At 69.1% G+C, this 20,577-nt stretch carries 15 protein-coding genes; 14 read left to right on the top strand and 1 reads right to left on the bottom strand.

The annotated features are described in order from the left end of the window. The first annotated feature begins 11 nt into the window (after positions 1–11). From ftsY to R3E10_04025, 4 genes are all read left to right on the top strand, one after another. The gene (gene ftsY, locus R3E10_04040) at positions 12–932 is read left to right on the top strand and encodes a signal recognition particle-docking protein FtsY (GenBank protein MEZ4414901.1); all 921 of its coding nucleotides are present in this window, start codon (positions 12–14) and stop codon (positions 930–932) included. Between the two features lie 127 nt (positions 933–1,059). Further along, a complete protein-coding gene (gene recG / locus R3E10_04035) occupies positions 1,060–3,150 on the top strand; it encodes an ATP-dependent DNA helicase RecG (protein MEZ4414900.1) in 2,091 nt (696 codons plus the stop codon). Positions 3,151–3,317: 167 nt separating this feature from the next. Then, positions 3,318–4,619, top strand: coding sequence for an asparagine--tRNA ligase (gene asnS / locus R3E10_04030; GenBank protein MEZ4414899.1), 1,302 nt, complete (start codon positions 3,318–3,320; stop codon positions 4,617–4,619). A gap of 21 nt (positions 4,620–4,640) precedes the next feature. After that, positions 4,641–5,669: a D-2-hydroxyacid dehydrogenase gene (locus R3E10_04025; protein ID MEZ4414898.1), complete on the top strand. Its 1,029-nt coding sequence runs from the start codon at positions 4,641–4,643 to the stop codon at positions 5,667–5,669. Positions 5,670–5,740: 71 nt separating this feature from the next. On the opposite strand, the gene mazG is transcribed toward R3E10_04025, so the two are convergent. Further along, positions 5,741–6,517 (bottom strand): nucleoside triphosphate pyrophosphohydrolase, encoded by a 777-nt coding sequence (gene mazG / locus R3E10_04020; GenBank protein ID MEZ4414897.1) that lies wholly within the window; start codon positions 6,515–6,517, stop codon positions 5,741–5,743. Positions 6,518–6,569: 52 nt separating this feature from the next. Here mazG and alr point away from each other — a divergent pair, with 52 nt between their 5' ends. The 10 genes from alr to R3E10_03970 all read left to right on the top strand — a co-directional run bounded on the left by alr (position 6,570) and on the right by R3E10_03970 (position 20,538). After that, the gene (gene alr / locus R3E10_04015) at positions 6,570–7,694 is read left to right on the top strand and encodes an alanine racemase (GenBank protein MEZ4414896.1); all 1,125 of its coding nucleotides are present in this window, start codon (positions 6,570–6,572) and stop codon (positions 7,692–7,694) included. Next, the gene (locus tag R3E10_04010) at positions 7,684–8,085 is read left to right on the top strand and encodes a cytidine deaminase (GenBank protein MEZ4414895.1); all 402 of its coding nucleotides are present in this window, start codon (positions 7,684–7,686) and stop codon (positions 8,083–8,085) included. Before alr ends, R3E10_04010 begins: the two co-directional genes overlap by 11 nt. A gap of 94 nt (positions 8,086–8,179) precedes the next feature. Then, a complete protein-coding gene (locus R3E10_04005; protein ID MEZ4414894.1) occupies positions 8,180–9,421 on the top strand; it encodes a hypothetical protein in 1,242 nt (413 codons plus the stop codon). Continuing rightward, complete coding sequence (locus R3E10_04000) at positions 9,418–10,584, top strand: hypothetical protein (GenBank protein ID MEZ4414893.1); 1,167 nt, start codon at positions 9,418–9,420, stop codon at positions 10,582–10,584. The genes R3E10_04005 and R3E10_04000 overlap by 4 nt, the downstream gene beginning before the upstream one ends. 14 nt (positions 10,585–10,598) lie before the next feature. Continuing rightward, the gene (locus tag R3E10_03995; protein MEZ4414892.1) at positions 10,599–11,915 is read left to right on the top strand and encodes a MiaB/RimO family radical SAM methylthiotransferase; all 1,317 of its coding nucleotides are present in this window, start codon (positions 10,599–10,601) and stop codon (positions 11,913–11,915) included. Between the two features lie 41 nt (positions 11,916–11,956). Then, positions 11,957–13,381 carry a tRNA (N6-isopentenyl adenosine(37)-C2)-methylthiotransferase MiaB gene (gene miaB / locus R3E10_03990; protein MEZ4414891.1) on the top strand — a complete coding sequence of 475 codons (1,425 nt, stop codon included), beginning with the start codon at positions 11,957–11,959 and terminating at the stop codon, positions 13,379–13,381. 3 nt (positions 13,382–13,384) lie between these two features. Further along, entirely contained in the window at positions 13,385–13,693 is a 309-nt protein-coding gene (locus R3E10_03985) for a lipopolysaccharide assembly protein LapA domain-containing protein (protein ID MEZ4414890.1), read from the top strand. 76 nt (positions 13,694–13,769) lie between these two features. After that, positions 13,770–16,034: a DNA internalization-related competence protein ComEC/Rec2 gene (locus tag R3E10_03980; protein ID MEZ4414889.1), complete on the top strand. Its 2,265-nt coding sequence runs from the start codon at positions 13,770–13,772 to the stop codon at positions 16,032–16,034. A 44-nt stretch (positions 16,035–16,078) separates the two neighbouring features. Then, positions 16,079–17,083 carry a class 1 fructose-bisphosphatase gene (fbp, locus tag R3E10_03975; protein MEZ4414888.1) on the top strand — a complete coding sequence of 335 codons (1,005 nt, stop codon included), beginning with the start codon at positions 16,079–16,081 and terminating at the stop codon, positions 17,081–17,083. A gap of 350 nt (positions 17,084–17,433) precedes the next feature. Next, positions 17,434–20,538, top strand: a complete 3,105-nt coding sequence (locus tag R3E10_03970; protein MEZ4414887.1) for an SdrD B-like domain-containing protein — start codon at positions 17,434–17,436, stop codon at positions 20,536–20,538. Positions 20,539–20,577: the final 39 nt, after the last annotated feature.

Genomic DNA, 20,577 nt, shown 5'->3' with positions numbered 1-20,577 from the left:
GGACCCGACGCATGGCACGGTTGTTTCGCAAGAAAGACGAGAAGAAGAAGGGGATCTGGAAGCGCATCGTCGACCTGGCCCTCACGGACGTGCGCGTCGCGGCCAAGGGTGTGGACCAGGAGGCGCTGGAGCAACTCGAGGAACGGCTGATCGCAGCCGACTTCGGCGTCTCGGCGGCGCTGTCCTTGGTGGACCATGTGGAGCAGCTGTTCCGGCGCGGGAAGGTGCGCACCGTGCCGCAGCTCGAGGCAGCGCTGGCAGAGCGCGTGCGCGACATCCTGGCCGGCGCACCCTCCAGCGAGCTGAGCGCCGCCGAATCGGGACCCACCGTCTACCTCATCGTCGGCGTCAACGGGGTCGGCAAGACCACCTCGATCGCCAAGCTGGCGGCTCGGCTGCGGGGCGAAGGCCGTTCCGTGCTGTTGGCTGCCGCTGACACCTTCCGTGCCGGCGCGGTCGAGCAGCTGCGCATCTGGGCGGGTCGAGTCGGCGCAGAGTTCGTGGCGGGCCAGGCGGGCGGAGATCCGGCGGCAGTGGCCTTCGATGGCATCGAGGCGGCGGTCGCGCGCGGCATCGACGTGGTGCTGGTGGACACCGCGGGCCGGCTGCACACCCATGGGGGACTCATGGAGGAGCTGTCCAAAGTGGACCGCGTCATCCGCAAGCGGCTGCCGGGGGCACCTCACGAGTCGCTGATCGTGCTCGATGCCACGCTCGGGCAGAATTCGGTCCGCCAGGTCGAGGCGTTCCGCAAGGTTGTGGATCTGTCCGGGATCATCCTGGCCAAAACCGACTCCACTGCTCGCGGCGGGATCGTGGTGGCGTTGGCCCAGGACTACGGGTTGCCCGTCAAGCTGGTGGGGACGGGCGAGGCGATCGACGACCTCGAGACCTTCAGTCCCCAGGAATTCGTGGACGCGTTGGTCCACTGAGCCTGGACCAGGGCCGTCGGCGGACAGGGGCGCCCCGCTCTCCAGCCCGGGCCCCGGGCAACGCCGATCCGGTACCGGGGGATCCGGGTCCCTGACCGAGCGGGCGCCCATTGATTATCGTCGCCGGGTGACCTTCTCACTGCTCGACCGACCGATCCAGTTCCTGAAGGGTGTGGGACCGGCCCGCGCCGAGGCGTTCGCCCGCCTGGGCGTGAAGACGGCGCGCGACCTTCTCTACTGGGTGCCGCGCCGCTACGACGATGCCTCGCGCGTGGACCCGATCCACAGCGTGGAGGTGGGCACGGAGGCCACCGTGGTGGGGACGGTCATCAGCAAAGGCATCGTCCCCACGCGCAAGGGCCTCCGGATCTTCCAGGCCGTCCTCAAGGACGACAGCGGCATGATCACGTCCGCCTGGCCCGGGCAGCCTTGGCTCGACCGAAAGCTCGAGAAGGGGGACCTGGTCCTCGTCAGCGGGCCGGTGCGCTTCTTCCATGGGCGCCAGATCCAACCGAAGGAGATGACGGTCCTGTCACGGGCGGGGAAGGAGTCCGACGGGGACAGCACCGGCACCATCTTCGTGAGCTATCCGGCGAGCGAGGAGCTACCGCAGTGGGTGCTGCGCAGCGTGATCGGGCGCAACCTCGACGCGTTGCTCCCGCAGGTGTCCGAACAGGAGGAGTGCTGGTCACCCGCCGAGCTGCGCGAGTTGGGACTGGTCGGCATCCGGGAGGCTTTGGAGGCGCTCCACCGCCCCACGTCGCTGGAGCACGTGGAGCAGGGGCGTCGTCGGCTCGCGTTCGACGAGCTCTTCTTCCTGCAGCTCGTGCAGGCTCGCGCCCGACGCGAGGCGATGCTGGCCTACCCCGGTGTCGTCTTCGAACGCAGCAATCTCTACATCCGGCCGTTGGTCGAGTCTCTCCCGTTCGATCTGACCGATGCGCAGAGCCGCGTGCTCCGGGAGATCGTCGCGGATCTCACCTCCGGGCGACGCATGAACCGGCTGGTGCAGGGCGACGTCGGTTCCGGAAAGACCCTGGTGGCGCTCTTCGCGATGCTGCTCGCGGTGGAGAGCGGCTACCAGGCCGCGCTGATGGCGCCCACCGAGATCCTCGCCGAGCAGCATCAGCGTCGCATGGGCGCTTTGGTCTCGGGACTCGGGCTGGACGTCGATCTGCTCACGGGTCGCCTCACCGCGCTGGAGCGGGGGCGGGTGCTGGAGCGGATCCAGACCGGAGAGGTGCCGCTGGTGGTGGGTACCCACGCGCTCATCCAGGAGGGCGTGCGCTTCTCCAAGCTCGGGCTCGCGGTGGTGGACGAACAGCATCGCTTCGGCGTGCGTCAACGGATGGCGCTCGGTGAGCGCGGGGAGCAGCCCCACACGTTGGTGATGTCCGCGACACCGATTCCGCGGTCCTTGGCGATGGCGCTCTACGGCGACCTCGATCTGAGCGTCATCGACGAGCTGCCAGCGGGCCGCACACCGATCCGCACGCTGCTGCGCTTCTCCGGGAAACGGGAGGAGGTGTACCGCTTCGTCCGTCAGGAACTGGCGCGGGGCCGGCAGGGCTATGTCGTGTTCCCCCTGGTCGAGGAATCCGAGAAGATCGACCTGCGCTCCGCCACCCAGGAGTATGAGCGACTCCATAGCGACGTGTTCCCCGACAAGACCGTGGGGCTGCTGCACGGACAGATGCCGGCGGACGAGAAATACCAGGTCATGCGCGCGTTCTCCGAGGGCCGCATCGACCTGCTGATCTCCACCTCCCTCATCGAGGTCGGGATCGATGTACCCAATGCGACCGTCATGGTGATCGAGCACGCCGAGCGTTTCGGGCTGTCGCAGCTCCATCAGATGCGGGGGCGGGTGGGGCGGGGGGAAGCGGAGTCCACGTGCATCCTGGTGGCTGAGCCCGGCGAGGTGGCGATGGAGCGGCTCAAGGTATTGCGCGACACCCAGGACGGGTTCCGCATCGCCCACGAAGATCTGCGCATCCGGGGGCAGGGAGACTTCTTCGGCGACCGACAGCATGGGCGGGACCCGGTGTTGCGCTTCGCCGACCTAGGGCGGGACGAGCCGCTGCTGGTCGTGGCCCAACGGCGCGCGCGCGCTCTGGTCGAACGCGATCCGGATCTGGCCCGACCGCAACATGCTCGTGTGCGCGAGTTGCTCGAGACCCGGCACGCCGAGCGCCTGCGGCTCTTCCAGGTGGGCTGACCGCGCGCGGGGGGGAGGGGGCACCCCGGGTTGAGAGCCCGGGGGGGTGGCTGCCGCCTCCCGAGGTGGGGCCCCGTCCGTGTGTTGGGGCCGATTGACAGCTACCCCGGGGCCGAGCCAACCTCCGGCCTCGCATCCTTCTCTTCCCCGGAGTGCGCACGCGTCCCATGAGTGAGATCCCCGTCGCCGAAGTGCGAGACCTGTCCCGCTGGGTGGGCCAGACGGTACGTATCCTCGGGTGGGTGGAAACCACCCGGATCCACGGCAAGGTGGGCTTCGCGGTGGTGCGGGACGGTACGGGGCTGGTGCAATGCGTGGTCGCCAAGAAAGAGGTGGCGCCCGAGGTATGGGAACGGCTGGGGACGCTGACCCAGGAGACGTCCCTCGCGGTCGAGGGCTCGGTGCGGGAGGAGCCTCGCTCGCCCGGAGGACACGAGCTCGGCGTGACCGGCATCGAGGTGATCGGCGCCAGCGCTGAGTACCCCATCCAACCCAAGGAACACGGAGTCGACTTCCTGCTCGACCACCGGCACTTGTGGTTGCGGTCTTCGCAGCAGCGAGCGCTCCTGCGGATCCGCGCCGAGGTGGAGCAGGGCATCCTCGACTTCCTCTACGAGCGTGACTTCGTCCGGATCGATACGCCGATCCTCACGGGCTCGATCGGTGAGTCGGCAGGCACGCTCTTCGAGACCGACTACTTCGGTGAACGCGCCTTCCTGGCGCAAACCGGCCAGCTCTACGTGGAGACGGCCTGCCCGGCCTTCCGTCGGGTCTTCTGCTTCGGCCCCACCTTCCGCGCCGAGAAATCGAAGACCCGCCGCCACCTGACCGAGTTCTGGATGCTGGAGCCCGAGGTGGCGTTTGCGGACTCCGACGACAACATGCGCTTGCAGGAGGATCTCGTCTCCTACCTCGTGGCGCGCGTGCTGGACCGCCGCAAAGAGGAGCTGGCGCTGCTGGAGCGGGACACGTCCGCACTGGAACGCGTGGTCCCTCCGTTCCCGCGCGTCTCCTACACGGAAGCCGTGGAGATCGTGAAACAGGAAGGCAGCGAGATGGAGTGGGGAGACGACCTGGGCGGTGCCGACGAGACACGGCTGGCGTCTCGATTCGAGCTGCCCGTGATGGTCTACAACTACCCCAAGCAGGCCAAGGCCTTCTACATGAAGGAGAACCCGGCCGATCCCCGCACGGTGCTCTGCAACGACATGATCGCGCCGGAGGGGTACGGAGAGATCATCGGGGGCAGCCAGCGCGAAGACGACCTGGACCGGCTGCTCGCCCGCATCCGCGAGGAGCATCTGCCGGAAGAGGCCTACGGGTGGTATCTCGATCTGCGGCGCTACGGGACCTTTCCGCACTCGGGGTTCGGTCTGGGTCTGGAGCGCTTCGTGGCGTGGGTCACGGGACGCCCCCACATCCGGGAGCTCATCCCGTTCCCGCGCATGATGCACCGCCTCACGCCCTGACCGCGTTCGCCGGTACGTCACGTGCGCCGTTTCGTGCTCGACCTGCAGGACCGCAGACCTGTGTGGTCGATGCCCTCCTGGGTGGGCGAGCGCGTGCGCCGCGCGCTCGGACCCACGTGGGAGGTGATCGAGATCGAAACGCCCTCCGACGGCTCGGGCGATGGGGCCGGGGTGGCCACACCCGCGGTCCTCGAGGCCGTGCGAGCGGCTGAGATCTACGCCGGCTACGGCATTCCCGACGACGTCCTGGATGCGGGTGCGGGCCTCCGCTGGGTCCACTCGGGGGCGGCCGGCGTGGGTGGGTCTCTGCGCGGCAGGCTTCTGGAGCGGGACGTGCTCTTCACCAACTCGGCCGGAGTGCATGCCGTTCCGATGGCCGAGACCGTCCTCGCCTACCTGCTGTTCTTCGCGCGAGGACTGGACCTGGCGCGCCGCGGACAGGGCTCCCGCGCCTGGGTGGCCGAGACCTTCTACGCAGCGGATACACCGGTGCGCGAGCTCGGGCAGAGCACGGTCGCGATCATCGGGTTCGGGGGGATCGGCCAGGAGGTGGCGCGCAAGCTGCGCGCGCTCGGGGCACGGGTCCGAGCCGTGCGGCGCCGCCACCTTCCCAGCCCCGTGGAGGGAGTCGAGGTGCGCGTAGGCCGCGAAGGGCTTCTGTGGGCCGTCGAAGGTGCCGACTTCGTGGTGTTGTCCGCACCCGCCACGGACGAGACCCGGGGCGCCTTCGACGACGCCTTCTTCGACCAGCTGCAGAGGGGCGCCGTGCTGGTGAACGTGGCGCGAGGGTCGCTGCTCGAGCCCGAGGCGCTGCTACGGGCCCTGGCGACGGGGCGCCTCCGGGGTGCGGCCCTGGACGTCTTCGCCACCGAACCGCTCCCGGCGGGGGATCCCCTCTGGGCGCGCGAGGACGTGCTGGTCACCCCGCACGTCTCTGCCGTGACGCGCGGGTTCTGGGAGCGAGAGACCACCTTGATCGAGGCGAACGTGGGCCGCTACCTCCGAGGCGAACCACTGCTGAACCTCGTGGACAAGCGCGCAGGCTACTAGGGAAGCTCTGCACAAGTGGGGCACCCCGCGTCGGGGCTTCCACGGACCCGCGCTGGGGCGCTCTCACCGGCTCACTCGTCTCGCTTCGCCTCGTCCCACAGACGGTCGAGCGCGGCCAGGTCCATCTCCTCCCAGCGCAGACCCCGCTGCGCCATCCGAGCCTCGATGTCGGCGAAGCGTCGACGGAACTTGCGGTTGGTGCCGTCCAGCGCCTCGTCGGGATGGTGACCCAGGAGGCGAGCCACGTTCACGACGCTGAACAGCACGTCGCCCAGCTCGTCCCGGGTCCGTTGCGAATGACCCTGACGGACCGCTTCCTCGAGCTCGCGTGCCTCCTCCGCCAGCTTCTCCAACGCTCCCCAGGCGTCCGGCCAGTCGAATCCGACGCCGGCGGCCTTTTCCTGGAGGCGGAACGCCAGGTGCAGGGGGTCCAACCCTGCGGGCAGGGAGTCGAGCACGCCGTGCTCCTGCGCGCGCTCCTCGGCCTTCAGCTCCTCCCAAGCGCGTCGCTCCCCATCGCCGTACAGATGGGGATGCCGGCGACGCATCTTCTCCTCCAGGTGCGCTGTGACGGCCTCGGCGTCGAAGCGACCCGATTCCTCCCCGATCACGATCTGGAAAGCCAGGTTCAGCAGGAGGTCGCCGAGCTCGTCGCGCAGGCGGGCCGCGTCGCCACTTCGAATGGCGTCGGCCACCTCGTGCGCTTCCTCGAGTAGGTGGCGGATCAGACTCTCGGGAGTCTGTGCGGCGTCCCACTCGCAATGCGCCCTCAGGAAACGAACGAGCTCGAGGGCCCGGTCGAGCCGGGGTCCTGGAGGTGGTGTGGAGGGCGGTGGAGGAGTGCTCATGGCGGCCGGGACGATTGGCGAAAGCCCCACTTCTTGGCATCTTCGGGCCGCCATGTCAACGGAACGAGCCACGCGCGCCTGGATCGAGGTGCGTCCCGCCGCGCTGCGCGCCAATCTCCGCCGGGTGCGGGCAGCGGTGGGGGAGGGCGTCCGCCTCATCCCGATGATCAAGGCCAACGCCTATGGCCTCGGCATGGGCGCCGCGGCGGCCGCGCTGGACCTCGAAGACCCCTGGGCCTTCGGGGTGGCAACGGTCGACGAGGGGCGCGAGCTGCGGGCGTTGGGCGTACAGCGACGCATTCTCGTCTTCAGCCCTCCTCCGCCGGGGGCCCTCGGCGAGCTCGTCGCGGCGGGCCTGACCCCGGCCCTCTCGGACCTGCATTCCGTCGAGTTGCTGCAGCGGGCCGCGGCCGGGCACCGGGTGCCCTTCCACATCGAGATCGACACCGGGATGGGGCGGGCCGGCTTCGACTGGCGGACCGTCGCCGACTGGGGCCCCGTGGTGTTGGGGGGCGCCCACTCCGGCATTCATCTGGAAGGGTGCTTCACGCACCTCCATTCGGCCGACGAGCCGGACCTGAGCTCTGCTCGGGAGCAATGGGGACGGTTCCGGGAAGCCCTTGCCCGGCTGGGCCCTCCCGACGACGTCCTGGTCCACGCCTGCAACAGCGCCGGGGCTCTACGCCTTCCGGAGTACGCCGCCGGCGGGGTGCGCCCGGGGATCTTCCTGTATGGGGGGCGGGTGGGCGAAGGCGCGCCCCCTCCCCAGCGGGTCGCGACCGTGCGCGCACGGGTCCTCCATGTGCGGGACGCTCCCCCGGGCACGACGCAGGGATACGGCGCCACTTACGCGGCCGCCGGGGCGGAGCGTTGGGCGACCCTTGGGATCGGGTACGGGGACGGGCTTCCGCGGGCCCTCGGCAATCGTGGCTCCGCCCTTGTCGACGGAGTGCGCGTTCCCATCGTGGGGCGGATCTCGATGGACATGACCGTGGTAGACATCACCGGCGTGCCCTCGGTGCGGGCCGGCGCGGTGGCCACGCTCCTGGGCCGCGACGGCCAGGAGGAGATCACGCTGGAGGAGGTCGCCGGCCACGCCGGGACCATCTCGTACGAGGTTCTGACCGGCCTGACGGCCCGGCTTCCCCGCATCTGGATCGAGGACGGTGGCGACTGACGGCGCAGAGGGAGTGGCGCGTTCCGCGCGCTCCAGGGCGTACGCGCCCTATTCGGGGCTCCACGTGGGCGCTGCCCTCGAGTGTACGGACGGGTCGCTCTGGGCGGGATGCAACGTGGAGAACGGGTCGTTCGGTCTCACCCTGTGCGCCGAGCGCTCGGCGGTGGCCGCGGCCGTGGCCGCGGGTCGACGCGAGTTCAGGCGGGTGGTGATCGTCTCGGACGCAGAGCGGCCCATTCCGCCGTGCGGCGCCTGCCGTCAGGTGCTGGCCGAGTTCGCGGACGACATCGAGATCGTATCTATCGCAGAGAAGGGAGGGCGGGGCGAGTGGCGTTTGAGCGAGTTGCTTCCGGTGGCGTTCCGCTTCGAGGAGGGGGTGTCCGCTGAGTAGCATCGGAAGGAAGCACCGGGCCACTTCAGGCCTCCTCGGCCTGCTTGTGCTGGCGGCGTGCCAGAACGAGGTGCCGACCGCGCAGGATCCCGGGTTGGTCCCGGTCGAGCCCATCACGGTTGAGGTGATGCTACCCGCCTCCGAGTTCCTCACCTCCGCCAGGACGGCGGGCGGGTTCGGGCGCACCAGCGAGCTGATCGGCGGGGACGGGAGCCGCGTGGGGTTCATCGCGCATCAGTATTCGGCGGACTCCCTGGAAGCGCGCACGCTCGTGCGCTTCATCCCCGGGGCCACGTCGGTGACCGTGCTCGACACGACGGGTGCCAGCGTGAGCGACACGCTGCTCACCACCCTCAACGCGTTTCTGGTCGGGATCGTCGACACCGCCGCCAGTGTGTACGAGGACTCCGTCGGGATCTCCGTCGGCCGCGTCGACCGGATCTGGCACGGCGAGACCGCGTCCTGGGAGTGGGCTGTCGATTCCGTCGGCGCTCAGGAGCCCTGGACGGAGCCCGGCGCGGGTCCCGTCGCGTTCCTGGCGGAGGGCACCTGGGTGCCGACCGTCAGCGCCGATACGTTCCGGATTCCGCTGGACAGCGCTGCGCTGAGCATGGTGCAGGATTCCACGACGCGGGTGCGGGGGGTTCGGCTCGATACGCGCACGCCCGGGACCCGCTTGAGGATCTCCAACTTCAGCATCCAGGTGGAGGTCCAACCCAGCGTGAACCCGGACACCAGCGTGGTGCTGACCTCCCCCGCGGACGACTTCTCGGGGGTGACCTTCATCTATGATCCCATCCCTTCCCCAACGGGAGGGGAGTTGCGCGTGGGAGGGGCCCCGGCCTGGCGGGCATCGCTCTCCCTTGCGCTGCCGGCCCAGCTCACCGGTCCTGCTGCGCTGTGTGCGGTCGTGACCTGTCCGCTGACCTTGCGTGCGGACGAGCTCAGCTCCGCCCAGCTGCTCCTGACCACGATCGAGGGGCCGCCCGCGTTCCAGCCACGCGACTCCATCAGCATCGGTGCGCGACAGTTGCTCGCACCCGAGACGTTCCCGAGATCGCCACTGGGTGATCTTCTGACTCCCTTCGCGGGGATCCGTATCAGCGGGCCGGCGTTCTCCAGCGCGCCCGGGCAGACCGTGCCGGTGTCCATCACGCCGTTCATCCAGAACCTCATCGAGCCCGACTCAGGGACGGTCGCCGTGAATAGTCTGGCGCTGATCAGTCCCGTCGAGCCGTCGTCCCTCGAATTCATGTCGTTCGCGGGACTGGGGGGCTCGGGGGCGCCGGTGCTCCGCCTCATCCTGACCGTGGGCGGCAAGGTAGGTATCCGATGAAGCGCACTCTGTCGGGGCTGGCGCTGCTGCTGGCGCTGCACGGCCCGCTCGCTGGCCAATCGTTGTTCGGGTCGGGAGGGTTGGGTCTGCCGCTGGAGGCGCTCGACGCCCGGGCCCGGGCGCTGGGGGTGGTCGGACCGGGGCTGCTCGGTGGCTCGATGGTCCCGAACGACCCGGCCAGCGCAGCGACCATCGCGCTCCCTACGCTCATGGCCACCATGCAGCCCACCTGGGGTCGCTATGAGGAAGGTTCGCTGGCGGGTGATCTACAGGGGGTCCGCTTCCCCATGCTCGCCGTAGGCTATCCCATCGGTCCCTGGGGGAACCTGACCGCCACCTACCAAGGCGTCTTCGATCAGCGCTGGGCGGCGGAGCGGACCACCACCGTGGACGTGGGGGGTGAATCCGTTGCCGCTGAGGACCGCTTCGAATCGCAAGGCGGCGTGGCCCTGTTCCAGGTTGGATGGGGGAGGCGGATCGGCGAGCGGGTCGGGGTCGGTGCGGCCTTCGGTCGCTACACGGGGCGGCTCGATCGTGCCTTCACGCGCACGCTGGATTCGCTATCGGTCGGGAACGACGTGGCGACGTTCACCGAGGTGGCGGCGTGGTCCTATTCGGGCACGGCCGGCTCCGTCGGCGTGCAGTTCGATCCCGTTCCCATCGTACGGCTGGGGGCGGCCGTGGGGTGGTCCGGCAGCCTGAAGGCCGATCCCAAACCCGGCTTCGATGCGGAGGGCGCCACCTTCGACCTTCCTCTCGAGTACCGCTTCGGCGCCAGTGCCGCGCTCACGCGGCGCTTGATGGTGACCGGTGGCTTCCGCTACGCCGACTGGGCGGGAGCGGACGCAGGAATCCCCGGCATCGAGACCACGGGCGCCGTCACGGCGCTCGGTCTGGGCATGGAGTGGGGCGGTCCGCGGTTCATCGGGCGTACCCTGCCGATTCGGCTCGGCTATCGTCGGGCGGGGCTCCCCTACCGCTACGGAGAGGGAGACCCGGTCGAGTCGTCGCTTTCGGCCGGCCTTTCGCTCAACCTGGCGCAGGTCGAGGAGTTCACGCTGGCGGGCATCGATCTGGCGCTCGAGCGCGGCACGCGTTCCGACGACACACTCTCGGAGCGTTTCTGGCGCATGACGGTCAGCCTGCGCGTCTCCGGGCGCTGAGCAGCGGCAGCGGAGTGGCGGTCCACTACCTGACCTTCGGCTGCAAAGCCAACCAATACGACAGCGAGCGCATCCGGCAGGAGCTGGAGGCGCGCGGCCTGTCCACCACCGATGACGTCTCCCGCGCGAACGTGTTCGTAGTGAACACCTGCACGGTCACGCATCAGGCCGATGCCGATGCGCGGCGTGCCATCCGGGGGCTCCACCGCAGACATCCGGACGCGCGCATCGTGGTGCTCGGGTGCTCGGCGGCACTCGAAGCCGACCGCTATCGGGAGATGGCGGGCGTCAGCTTCGTGGTCGAAGGGCATGATCCGCAGATAGTCGCTGCTGGCGTGCTGCAGACGCCGCACCTCGTGCCACTGACGCTGCGCTCCTCCTTGGACCGGCTCGACCATGAGCCCATTGGCGCGGATTTGCTGCGTTCCCGTCGGGGGCGGACACGCGGATGGTTGAAGGTGCAGGACGGTTGCGATCGCAAGTGCGCCTTCTGTGCCACGCGGATCGCGCGCGGTGCCAGCCGCTCGCGCGCTCCCGACGAGGTGGTACGGGAAGCGTCGCACCTCGCTGAGCATCATCCCGAGCTGGTGATCACCGGCATCCACATCGGGCACTACGGGCGGGATCTGGAGCCGCGCATCACGCTCTCGGGTCTGGTCGAGCGCCTCCTGGAGCAGATCGACGGAGTGCGGTTCCGGCTGGGGAGCGTCGAGGCCACGGAACTCGACGATCGCATGATCGACCTGCTGGCGGGTGCCGGCGACCGTTTGGTGCCCCACGTGCACATGCCGCTCCAGAGCGGCTCGGACGCGGTGCTACGCCGCATGCGTCGCTGGCACACCCGGGAACAGGTGCGGGAGCGCGTGCTGAGCTTGGCGGAACGAACCCGGTGGCTGGGGCTGGGGGCCGATGTGATCACCGGGTTCCCCGGGGAGAGCGAGCGCGACCATGCCGACACCCGCGCCCTCGTGGACGAGCTGCCCTACACCTATCTGCACGTCTTCCCGTTTTCCGCCCGCAGGGGCACCGCGGCCTGGGACCTCCCGGATCCCGTGCCCAAGGAACTCGCAGCGGACCGAGCCCGAGAGCTGCGTGAGTTGGCTCAGGCCAAGGGCGCGGAGTACCGGACTCGCCGCATCGGGACCACGGCCGCAGTGGTGGTCGAGGGTGCGCAGGCCGGTTTGACCGAGGACTATCTGCGCGTGCGCGTCGAGGGGTGGCGCCCCGTCGCCGGGGCGGACGGGGCCGGAGGCGTGCTCACCGGGACCCTTCGGGGATCCGCGGCCGATCTCTATATTCACGCGGCTTCCGGGGCCCTCGTCCCGGCGTAGGCGGGACACCGAGATTCAGCTTCGATTCGGGGCCGTTGACCATGGCGACCACCGCAGCACAGCGAGCGCAGCGCTCGGAGGGCGGCTATCGGCCGGAGGCGGCGGGGGAACCGTCCGCCGGCCCGCGACGGGCCTACGTCGAGACCTACGGGTGCCAGATGAACATCAGCGACGGCGAGCTGATGGAGGGGATTCTGGCCGGGGCCGGATACGAGCTCGCCCCGCGGCCGGAAGACGCCGACGTCATCCTCATCAACACGTGCGCCATCCGCGAGCATGCGGAGCAACGGGTGCTCGGCCGCGTCGGTCAACTGCAGGCGCTGCGCAACGAGCGCCCGGACATCCTGATCGGCGTGACGGGCTGCATGGCACAGCGCCTGGGAGACACCCTCTTCGAGCAGGCCCCCTACGTGGATCTGGTGGTGGGCCCGGACGGCTACCGCGATCTCCCGCAGCGGTTGGCGCAGGCCCACGGTGGACGGAGCGCACGGACCCGCCCCAAGAGCCGAGGCCTACAGCTCACCGTCCTGGAACTGGACCCGCGGGAGAACTACGAAGGTCTGGAGCAGCGCCACACGGGGCGCACGGCAGCGTGGATCCCGATCCAGAGAGGGTGTGACCACCGCTGTACCTTCTGCATCGTGCCCTACGTGCGCGGCCCCGAAAAGAACCGCCGCCCGGCCGACGTCCTGGAGGAGGTGACGCGCCTGGCCGATGGCGGACTGACCGAAGTCACGTTGTTGGGACAGACCGTCAACTCGTACCAGGCCGAGGGCTGGAGCTTCCCGCGTTTGCTCCGTGCGGTGGCACGCGTCCCGGGCATCCGGCGCGTGCGGTTCACGTCGCCGCACCCCAACGACGTAAGCGAGGAGTTGATCGCGGCGATGGCCGAGGAGTCCGCCGTGTGCGAGCAGCTCCATCTCCCGTTGCAGTCCGGGAGTGACCGGATCCTCAAGCGGATGGTGCGGCGCTACACGGTGGATCGCTTCCTCGCCATCGTGGAGGACGTGCGCGCGCAGGTCCCTGACATCGCGCTCTCCACCGACGTCATCGTCGCCTTCCCCGGCGAGACGGAGGCCGAGTTCGAGGAAACGCTGGCCGTGATCCGTGCGGTGCGCTTCGACGATGCGTTCACCTACCGCTACTCGCCGCGCGAGGGCACTCCGGCCACCCGGCTCCCGCCCGAGGAGTTCGTCCCGGACAGCGTGGGTGCTGCCAGACTCGAGCGGTTGATCGAGGTGGCGCGCGCCGTCCAGCAGGAGATCAACGAAACGGAGGTCGGGCGCGTCGAGGAGGTATTGGTCGAGCGCGAGGCACGAACGCCCGGACAGCTGATGGGACGAACGCGTCGAGCCAAGGTGGTGGCGTTCGAGGCATCCCCGGAGCGTATCGGCAGCTACGTGCACGTGCGCCTTACCGGCACCACTGGGCCCACCTTCGCCGGCCAGTTGGTCGAGGGAGCCTAGGCCGTGCGATCGTTGGTGGGATGGATCGGGGGGCTTGTGCTCCTGATTGCCTCGCTGTCCTTCGCCGCGGCGAATGGTGCCCAACGGGTACGCTTGGATCTGGGGCTGACCACGCTGTACCGCGTGCCGCTCGCCCTGGTCGTGTTCGGCTCGCTCATCCTGGGCATGGTCATCATGCTGCTGGTAGGGATCCAGGCGGACCTGAAGGTGCGGCGCCTGCTCAAGGAGAAGCTGGCGGAGGAGGGAAGGGAGGAGCGTGAGCGGGTCGACCGCTTCCAGCGTGACCTCTTCCGCCCCGATCCGGAGGAGTAGTCCGGGAGCGACCGGCTAGCCCGGCTCGCCTCCTTGGTCGTCGAGTACCAGGAGACCCACAACGCCCGTAGCGCCCTTGCTCTGGGTCGCGCTCGCCTATGCAGCGGGCGCGCTGCTCGCCCTGGCCCACGTGGGGCCCGCGGGGTGGGTGGGAGCGGGTGGGGCGCTCGGCGGTCTCATCGTCGCATCCAGGAGCCCCGGGCGCCGTGGGTCGGCGCCGCGCAGGTCGGGGCTGGTGAGCGTCGTCTGCGTGCTCGCGGGCGCGCTGAACGCGTCTGCGGTCCTCAGGGATCCTCTCGCGCGCTGCCTTCGCGAACGAGCCGCCGGCGCGTTCGTGGCCGAGGGTCGTTTCGAGGGCTACGCGGACCTGGGGCCCACTCACTTCCGGATCGAGGTGGGTCCGTGCGCGGGCGCCGAGGCGCGCACACTCGCGCAGGACGTGCATGCGGTACCGGGTGCGCGGGTCCGCGTGCGAGGGTGGTGGCGCCGCACGGATTCCGACCCGGCGGGGTGGCTGATCGTTCGTAGCAGCGAACCCCTCTCCACGCCGCCGGGTGGGGCGTGGGCGTACCGGCTGCGTGCGGCAGGGCTGGCCGCCTCGGCCGAGCGCTTCGGACGCGCTGCGCCTCTGATGGATGCGCTCCTGTTCGCTCGGCGTGAGCGGATCCCGCCCGACGTACGAGAGGCGTTCGCGCGCGCCGGCGTGGCCCATCTGCTCGCCATCTCGGGGTTTCACGTCGGGGTCGTCGGCGTGGTGTTGTACGGAGCCCTGCTGCTGGCGCCGCTGACGGCGGCCACTCGGATGTCCCTGACCGTCGCCGCCGTCTGGGCCTACGTCGGGGTGATCGGCTTTCCGGGCGCGGCCACCCGGGCCGCGGTGTTTCTGTGCACGGCCGCCTGGGTGCGGGCCCGAGGGCGCCCGACGCTCGGCACCGCGCCGCTCAGCGGCGCGGCGTTGCTGATGCTGGCGGTGCGCCCCGAGTGGGCGGCGAGCGTCGGCTTGCAGCTCTCCTTCGCCGGAATGCTGGGGCTGATCCTGTGGCGCAGGCCGCTCGTCCGCTGGCTCGAGGATACCCCCGTGCCCGCGCCCCTCGCTTCCTCGTTGGCCGCGACTCTGGCGGCCACCGCGGCGACCCTACCGCTCGTCGCCTGGCATTTCGGGGAAGTCTCTCTGGTCGGGGTTCCCGTCTCGCTGCTGCTGACCCCGTTCGCGGGCGTCGTGATCGTCTCCGGGGTCCTGACGTTGACGCTGGGACTGGTGCTCCCGCCGCTCGCTCCCGCCCTGGGACAGGTGACCGCCTGGGGAGCCTCTGGACTCGCCCGTGGGGTGGAATGGGTCGCGAGCTTCGAGTGGGCAGCGCAGTCGGTCTCGAAGCCCCAGCTCGCAGTGACCGCCGTCGCGGTAGCGGCGGTGATGCGGGCCACGCGGCGTGGCACGGTCCCGGTCCGGGTCTTGGCGCTGGCCGCCGCGCTGACGGGGGCGCCCACGCTGCTGCGGGCGCTGCAGGAAGTGGGGGGGAGGGGGGAGCTGGACCTGTACGTGCTGGACGTCGGGCAGGGGGACGCCATCGCGGTACGCTCACCCCGGGGGCGTTGGCTGCTCGTGGACAGCGGAGGCCGGGGGCGTTCGTTCGATGCGGGGCGCGACCGGATCGTTCCCTTCCTCACGGACCATGGCGTCGAGATCCTGGAGACGCTCGTGCTGAGCCACGCCGATCTGGATCATTCCGGGGGTGCTCAGAGCGTGCTGGCTGCCCTCGAAGTGCGCTCGGTGATCGATCCCGGCGTCGCGGCCGCTTCGTCGCCCTATCTGGACGTCCTGCGCAGCGCGCACGCCGAGCGGATTCCCTGGGTCCCCGCGCGCAGTGGGCAGGTGCTGGACTTCGATGGCGTCCGCATCGAGGTCCTTTCGCCGGCGACCGCAGATGCGGACGCATCGCTCAACGATGGCTCGGTCGTGCTCCTGCTCCGGTACGGGAGTTTCGAGGCGTTGCTCACCGGGGACATCTCCGCGGAGGTGGAGCGCAGCCTGCTGCCCCTGCTCCCGTCGGAGTTGGAAGTCCTCAAGGTCGCGCATCACGGCAGTGCCACCTCCACCTCCTGGGACCTGCTGGAGGCGACTCGACCGGAGCTGGCCGTGATCTCCGTGGGTCGCCGCAATCGCTATGGGCACCCCGATGGTGGGGTGATGGCTCGGCTGAACGCCTCCGGGGCACGCATCCTGCGAACGGATCGAAATGGCACGGTCCGGGTGCGGGTCGACGCGGCGGGCCGTTGGCGGGTGCGGCGGGCCCGAGGGGCGTCGGGGGAGGCGTTTCCGGATGGGTCGCCGGCCCGGTAGTTTGCAGCCGTCCAACGTCTACAGCGCGGGAAAGGCGGGAGCGCATGCCAGAGACCAGCGTCATCACCATCGGACGCCACATCATCGACGAGCAGCGCTTCCACCCGGGTGCCACCGGGGCCTTCAGCAACATCCTCTATGACATCGCCCTGGCGGCCAAGCTCATCTCCCGGGAGGTGAACATGGCCGGTCTGGTCGACATCCTGGGTGCCGATGGCTCGACCAACGTGCATGCGGAGGCGGTCCAGAAGCTGGATCTCTTCGCGCAGGACGTGCTGTACAAGGCCATGGACCATGCAGGGAACCTCTGCTGCATGGTCTCCGAGGAGTCGGAGGAGATCATCCCCATTCCGGCCCGGTTTCCGACTGGGGACTACGTCCTGATCTTCGACCCGCTCGACGGGTCTTCCAACATCGACGTCAACATCTCGATCGGGACCATCTTCTCCATCCACCGCCAGATCACGGATGGGCGGGACGGCACCCTCGAGGACTGCCTCCAGCCGGGGTCCAGGCAGGTGGCGGCGGGCTACGTCGTCTACGGGTCCTCCACCATGCTCGTGTATTCGGCCGGGCATGGGGTCCATGGCTTCACCCTGGACCCCTCGATCGGCGAGTTTCTGCTCAGCCATCCCAACATCCGTCTACCGGATCCGCCGCAGCGCCTCTACTCGGTGAACGAGGCCTATTCCGCCCGATGGTCGGACGGTCAGCGGCGCCTGGTCGAGCGCCTCAAGTCCGGCGCCGAGGGCTCCTGGAGCGGCCGCTACATCGGGTCCCTGGTGGCCGACTTCCACCGGACCCTCCTCAAGGGCGGGATCTTCATGTACCCGGCCGACACCAAGGCCCCCGCGGGCAAGCTCCGGCTCCTCTACGAGGCGGCGCCTCTGGCCTTCCTCTGCGAGCACGCGGGGGGCGGGGCCTCGGACGGCAAGCGGGACATTCTCTCGCTGCAGCCTACCAGCCTCCATCAGCGAACCCCCCTCTACCTGGGATCGAGGGAGTTCGTGGAGCTGGCCGAGCGGGTGCTGGCCGAGTCCGAGGCCTAGGAACGGCCCGGCCCGCCGTCCCTCGACCCTCGGGCGCCCTCCCGAGGTTCCGAGCGGTCCGAGGAGGCACCGAGGGGCCGCCCGGGACCGGCCCTGAGTGCCGGATCGGGCGCCACCCCGGGGCACGGGAGTTACCGGATCGTCAAAAAACTGGATTCCCCGGTCGGCGATCGACGGAAATCAGATGTGGAAAACCCAGGAAAGCGCCCGAAAACCGGCCATGAACCGGGTGGACAACCTGGCATCGGTCTTGCTTCCAACCCTCCCGGTTCTTTCTGTCCGTCGGCCAACCATCCGCATGGTGCGGGGGCGCGGAGCAGAATACAGTCACCTTCATCGGACCCTAGTGGATGATGAGAAAGCTCAAGCTCTTCACCCTGGCGGCTCTCGCGGCGTTCGCCTTCGCGGCGTGCGACGAGGGGACCCAGGCAGTGACGGGCACCATCAGCGGGACTGTGTCGGCCGAGGGGCAGGGCCTCTCCGGCGTCGCGGTATCGCTCAGCTCTGGTGCCTCCACCACGACGGACGCGAGCGGGAACTTCTCGTTTGCGAACCTCGATGCCGGGACCTACACGGTCTCGATCACTCCGCCGTCGGACGCGACGTTCTCGGCGACCTCCCAGTCGGCAACCATCTCGACCCAGGGTCAGGTGGCCACCGTCAGCTTCAGCGGCTCCTTCGTCCGCACCTCCTCGATCTTGGGTAACGTCGCCGTCGCCGGCGTCGGCTCCCTGAGTGGGGTGACGGTCACGCTGTCGGGCGCCGGCTCGGGCTCGACGACCACGGATGCCGCTGGTCAGTACGCCTTCTCGGGGCTGCGCTCCGGCACCTACACGGTGGCCATCAGCGGCTTCGATGCTACCAAGTACCAGTTCTCGACGGCGTCGCAGAGCGTCACGGTGTCCGCGGGTGAGGCCGAAGTGGTGAGCTTCTCCGGGACGCAGCTGGCCAACGCGATCGTCCGCGGTATCCTGTACCTCGACGAGAACGACAAGAACGACGTGTATGATGGCGCGGCGCTCGAGAACAACCTCGAGGCGGCCAACGTCCTCATCACGCTGACCGGCCCTGGCGTGGGTCAGACCCAGACCACGCAGACCGACTCGACTGGTTCGTACGAGTTCACCGACCTCGTGGCCGGTAACTACCAGGTCGAGATCAACTCCGCGGATCCGGACATCCCGTCCTTCGCGGCGTTCGGCGGCACCAGCGACACCGAGGCCCTCGCGGTTTCGGCCGGCGCAGCCGCCACGGTCAACTGGCCGTTCGACATCGTCCAGCAGACGGTCTCGGTGTGTAGCTTCACCGGTATCGACTCGGTCAGCCCGGGCCACAACCCGGTCGCCGGTTCGACCATCAAGCTGTATCCCACCGAGGCGGACGCGATCAGCGACATCAACGCGTTCGGCACCAAGGTCACGGACGCCACGGGCTGCGTGGACTTCACCTTCGCCCGTGCGAACGACGCCAGCCCGCAGCCGGGTCTGACGGACCACATCGTCTTCGCGCAGTACTTCGGCAACCCGAACGGGCTGCTCACGCTCAACGGTGAGACCCGGATCGAGACTGCCTACGATCCCACCAGCAGCATGGATCTGGCGTCGGACACGTTCGACGTCCTGAACTCCGAGGTTCGGATCCAGTTCGACGCCACCACGATCAACGGCGTCGACACGCTGAACGGCTGGAACTGGAGCGCCTTCAACGACACCACGGCGTCGGCCCGGAAGTCCGGGGTGACCAACGCCGCCGGTGTGGCGACCATGTGGGATACGATCGGCTCCGCTTCGCTGCCGATCACGTACTACGTGCGTCTGGCCGAGGGTATCGGTAGCCAGCCGGCTCCGGCGGGCAACCAGCTCTTCAACCAGACCCCGGATCCGGATGCGCCCGCTACGGGAGCGACCCGGTATCTGAAGTTCACGCACGACGGCTTCCAGGGCCCCGGCACCAGCAACTTCCTGGGCACCGAGGAAGTCCGGTTCCTGACGGCGGACATCGTCGTCCGGATCCACCACGAGGCCGATGACTCGCTCGTTGACCCGATCTTCACGGGCGGCGACGACATCACCAACGTGGACGAGATCGAAGTGTCGCTGTGGTACCTGCCGTCGAGCGGCGCTGCGCCGGTCCTCGTGACCTCGGCCAGCCCGGGCCCCGGCGTGAACACGGTGACCTTCAACAGCTTCTTCACGGACACCTCGTACGCCGTGACCGCGCATCCGCTGGCGCTCGGTGGTTCGAAGGTCGTGTTGAACGACACGATCCAGTCTGTGACGGATTGGGGTGGCCAGAGCTTCCAGGCCGACCTGTGCCCGCTGCAGGGCAACACCAGCGGCCTCGCTGGGTGCTCGACGTTCGCCTACAAGTACGACAACACCTCGCTGACCGGCGTGGTGCGTGCGGCGGACGGCACGGACGCGGATGGCATCCATGTCCACATCACGCCCGATCCGATGCTGATTCAGCCCAACGTGACGGACACCACGCTGACGGTCAGCGGCGGGTCCTACTCGCTGGGTGGCCTGGTCGAGGGCGTCTACCACGTCGAGGTCGCCGACTCGGTGACCGCGACCGGTGACTCGATCTGGTCGTTCTTCGGAACGAATGCCTCGTCCAAATCGGCTGAGCTCGAGGGCAATGCCGACAACGACATCGTGAACTTCACCGCTACGCGGATGGACACGAAGATCCTCGGTGTCGTGGTCAACGATCGTGACGCGGACGGTGACGTCCGTGATCCGAACGAGGCCTTGGGCGGCGTCACGCTGACGCTGTACAAGGGCGCGATCAGCGCGGACTCGGTCGTCGGCACTGCCACGTCCGATGCGAACGGCAACTACGCGTTCGACAAGCTCCGCGAGGGTCTGTACTTCGTGAAGGCCGATGCGTCCAGCGCGCTGACGGCTGCGACCGTGCTCCGCACGATCTCGGCTGGTGGTGTGGTGGCGGACACGGCCCGTGTGACCACCGGTGCGACGACCACTGGTCTGGGTGGCAACCTCACCCGCCAGGTCGGTGACACCGCCGTGACGACCACGGGTCTGCCCGTTCTGCCGCGCTGGGACTACAGCCAGACGCAGGGCAACTTCGTGACCCCGTCGCACTTCACCTTCCTGTACGACAACACGACCGCTCGCGGTACGATTGTCGACGGTGCCGCTGCTCCGGTGGCCGGCATGACGGTGACGCTGCGTCGCTGTAAGGACTCCGCTGGTTCCACGTCGCCTCCGACGGCCGGAACCTGCACCACCTACCTGCCGGGTGCGCCGCAGAACGTGGCGACTGACGCGAGCGGCCAGTTCGTGTTCAGCAACCTGGAGGAGGGTGTGTACGAGGTGACGCCGAACCCGGTCACCGCCGGGTTCGCCACCGTGACGCCGGCCAGTCTGCTGTTCCTGATGGTCGACAACGGTGACATCGAGCAGCCCGCGGCCAACCTGGTGGCGAACTAAGCCTCAGGTCTGACCCGGCTCTCGAGCGGGAATGACGGG

The organism is Gemmatimonadota bacterium (genome assembly GCA_041390105.1).
Taxonomy (GTDB): domain Bacteria; phylum Gemmatimonadota; class Gemmatimonadetes; order Longimicrobiales; family Gaopeijiaceae; genus JAGQIF01.
This window is presented reverse-complemented; position numbering and strand designations above follow the sequence as displayed.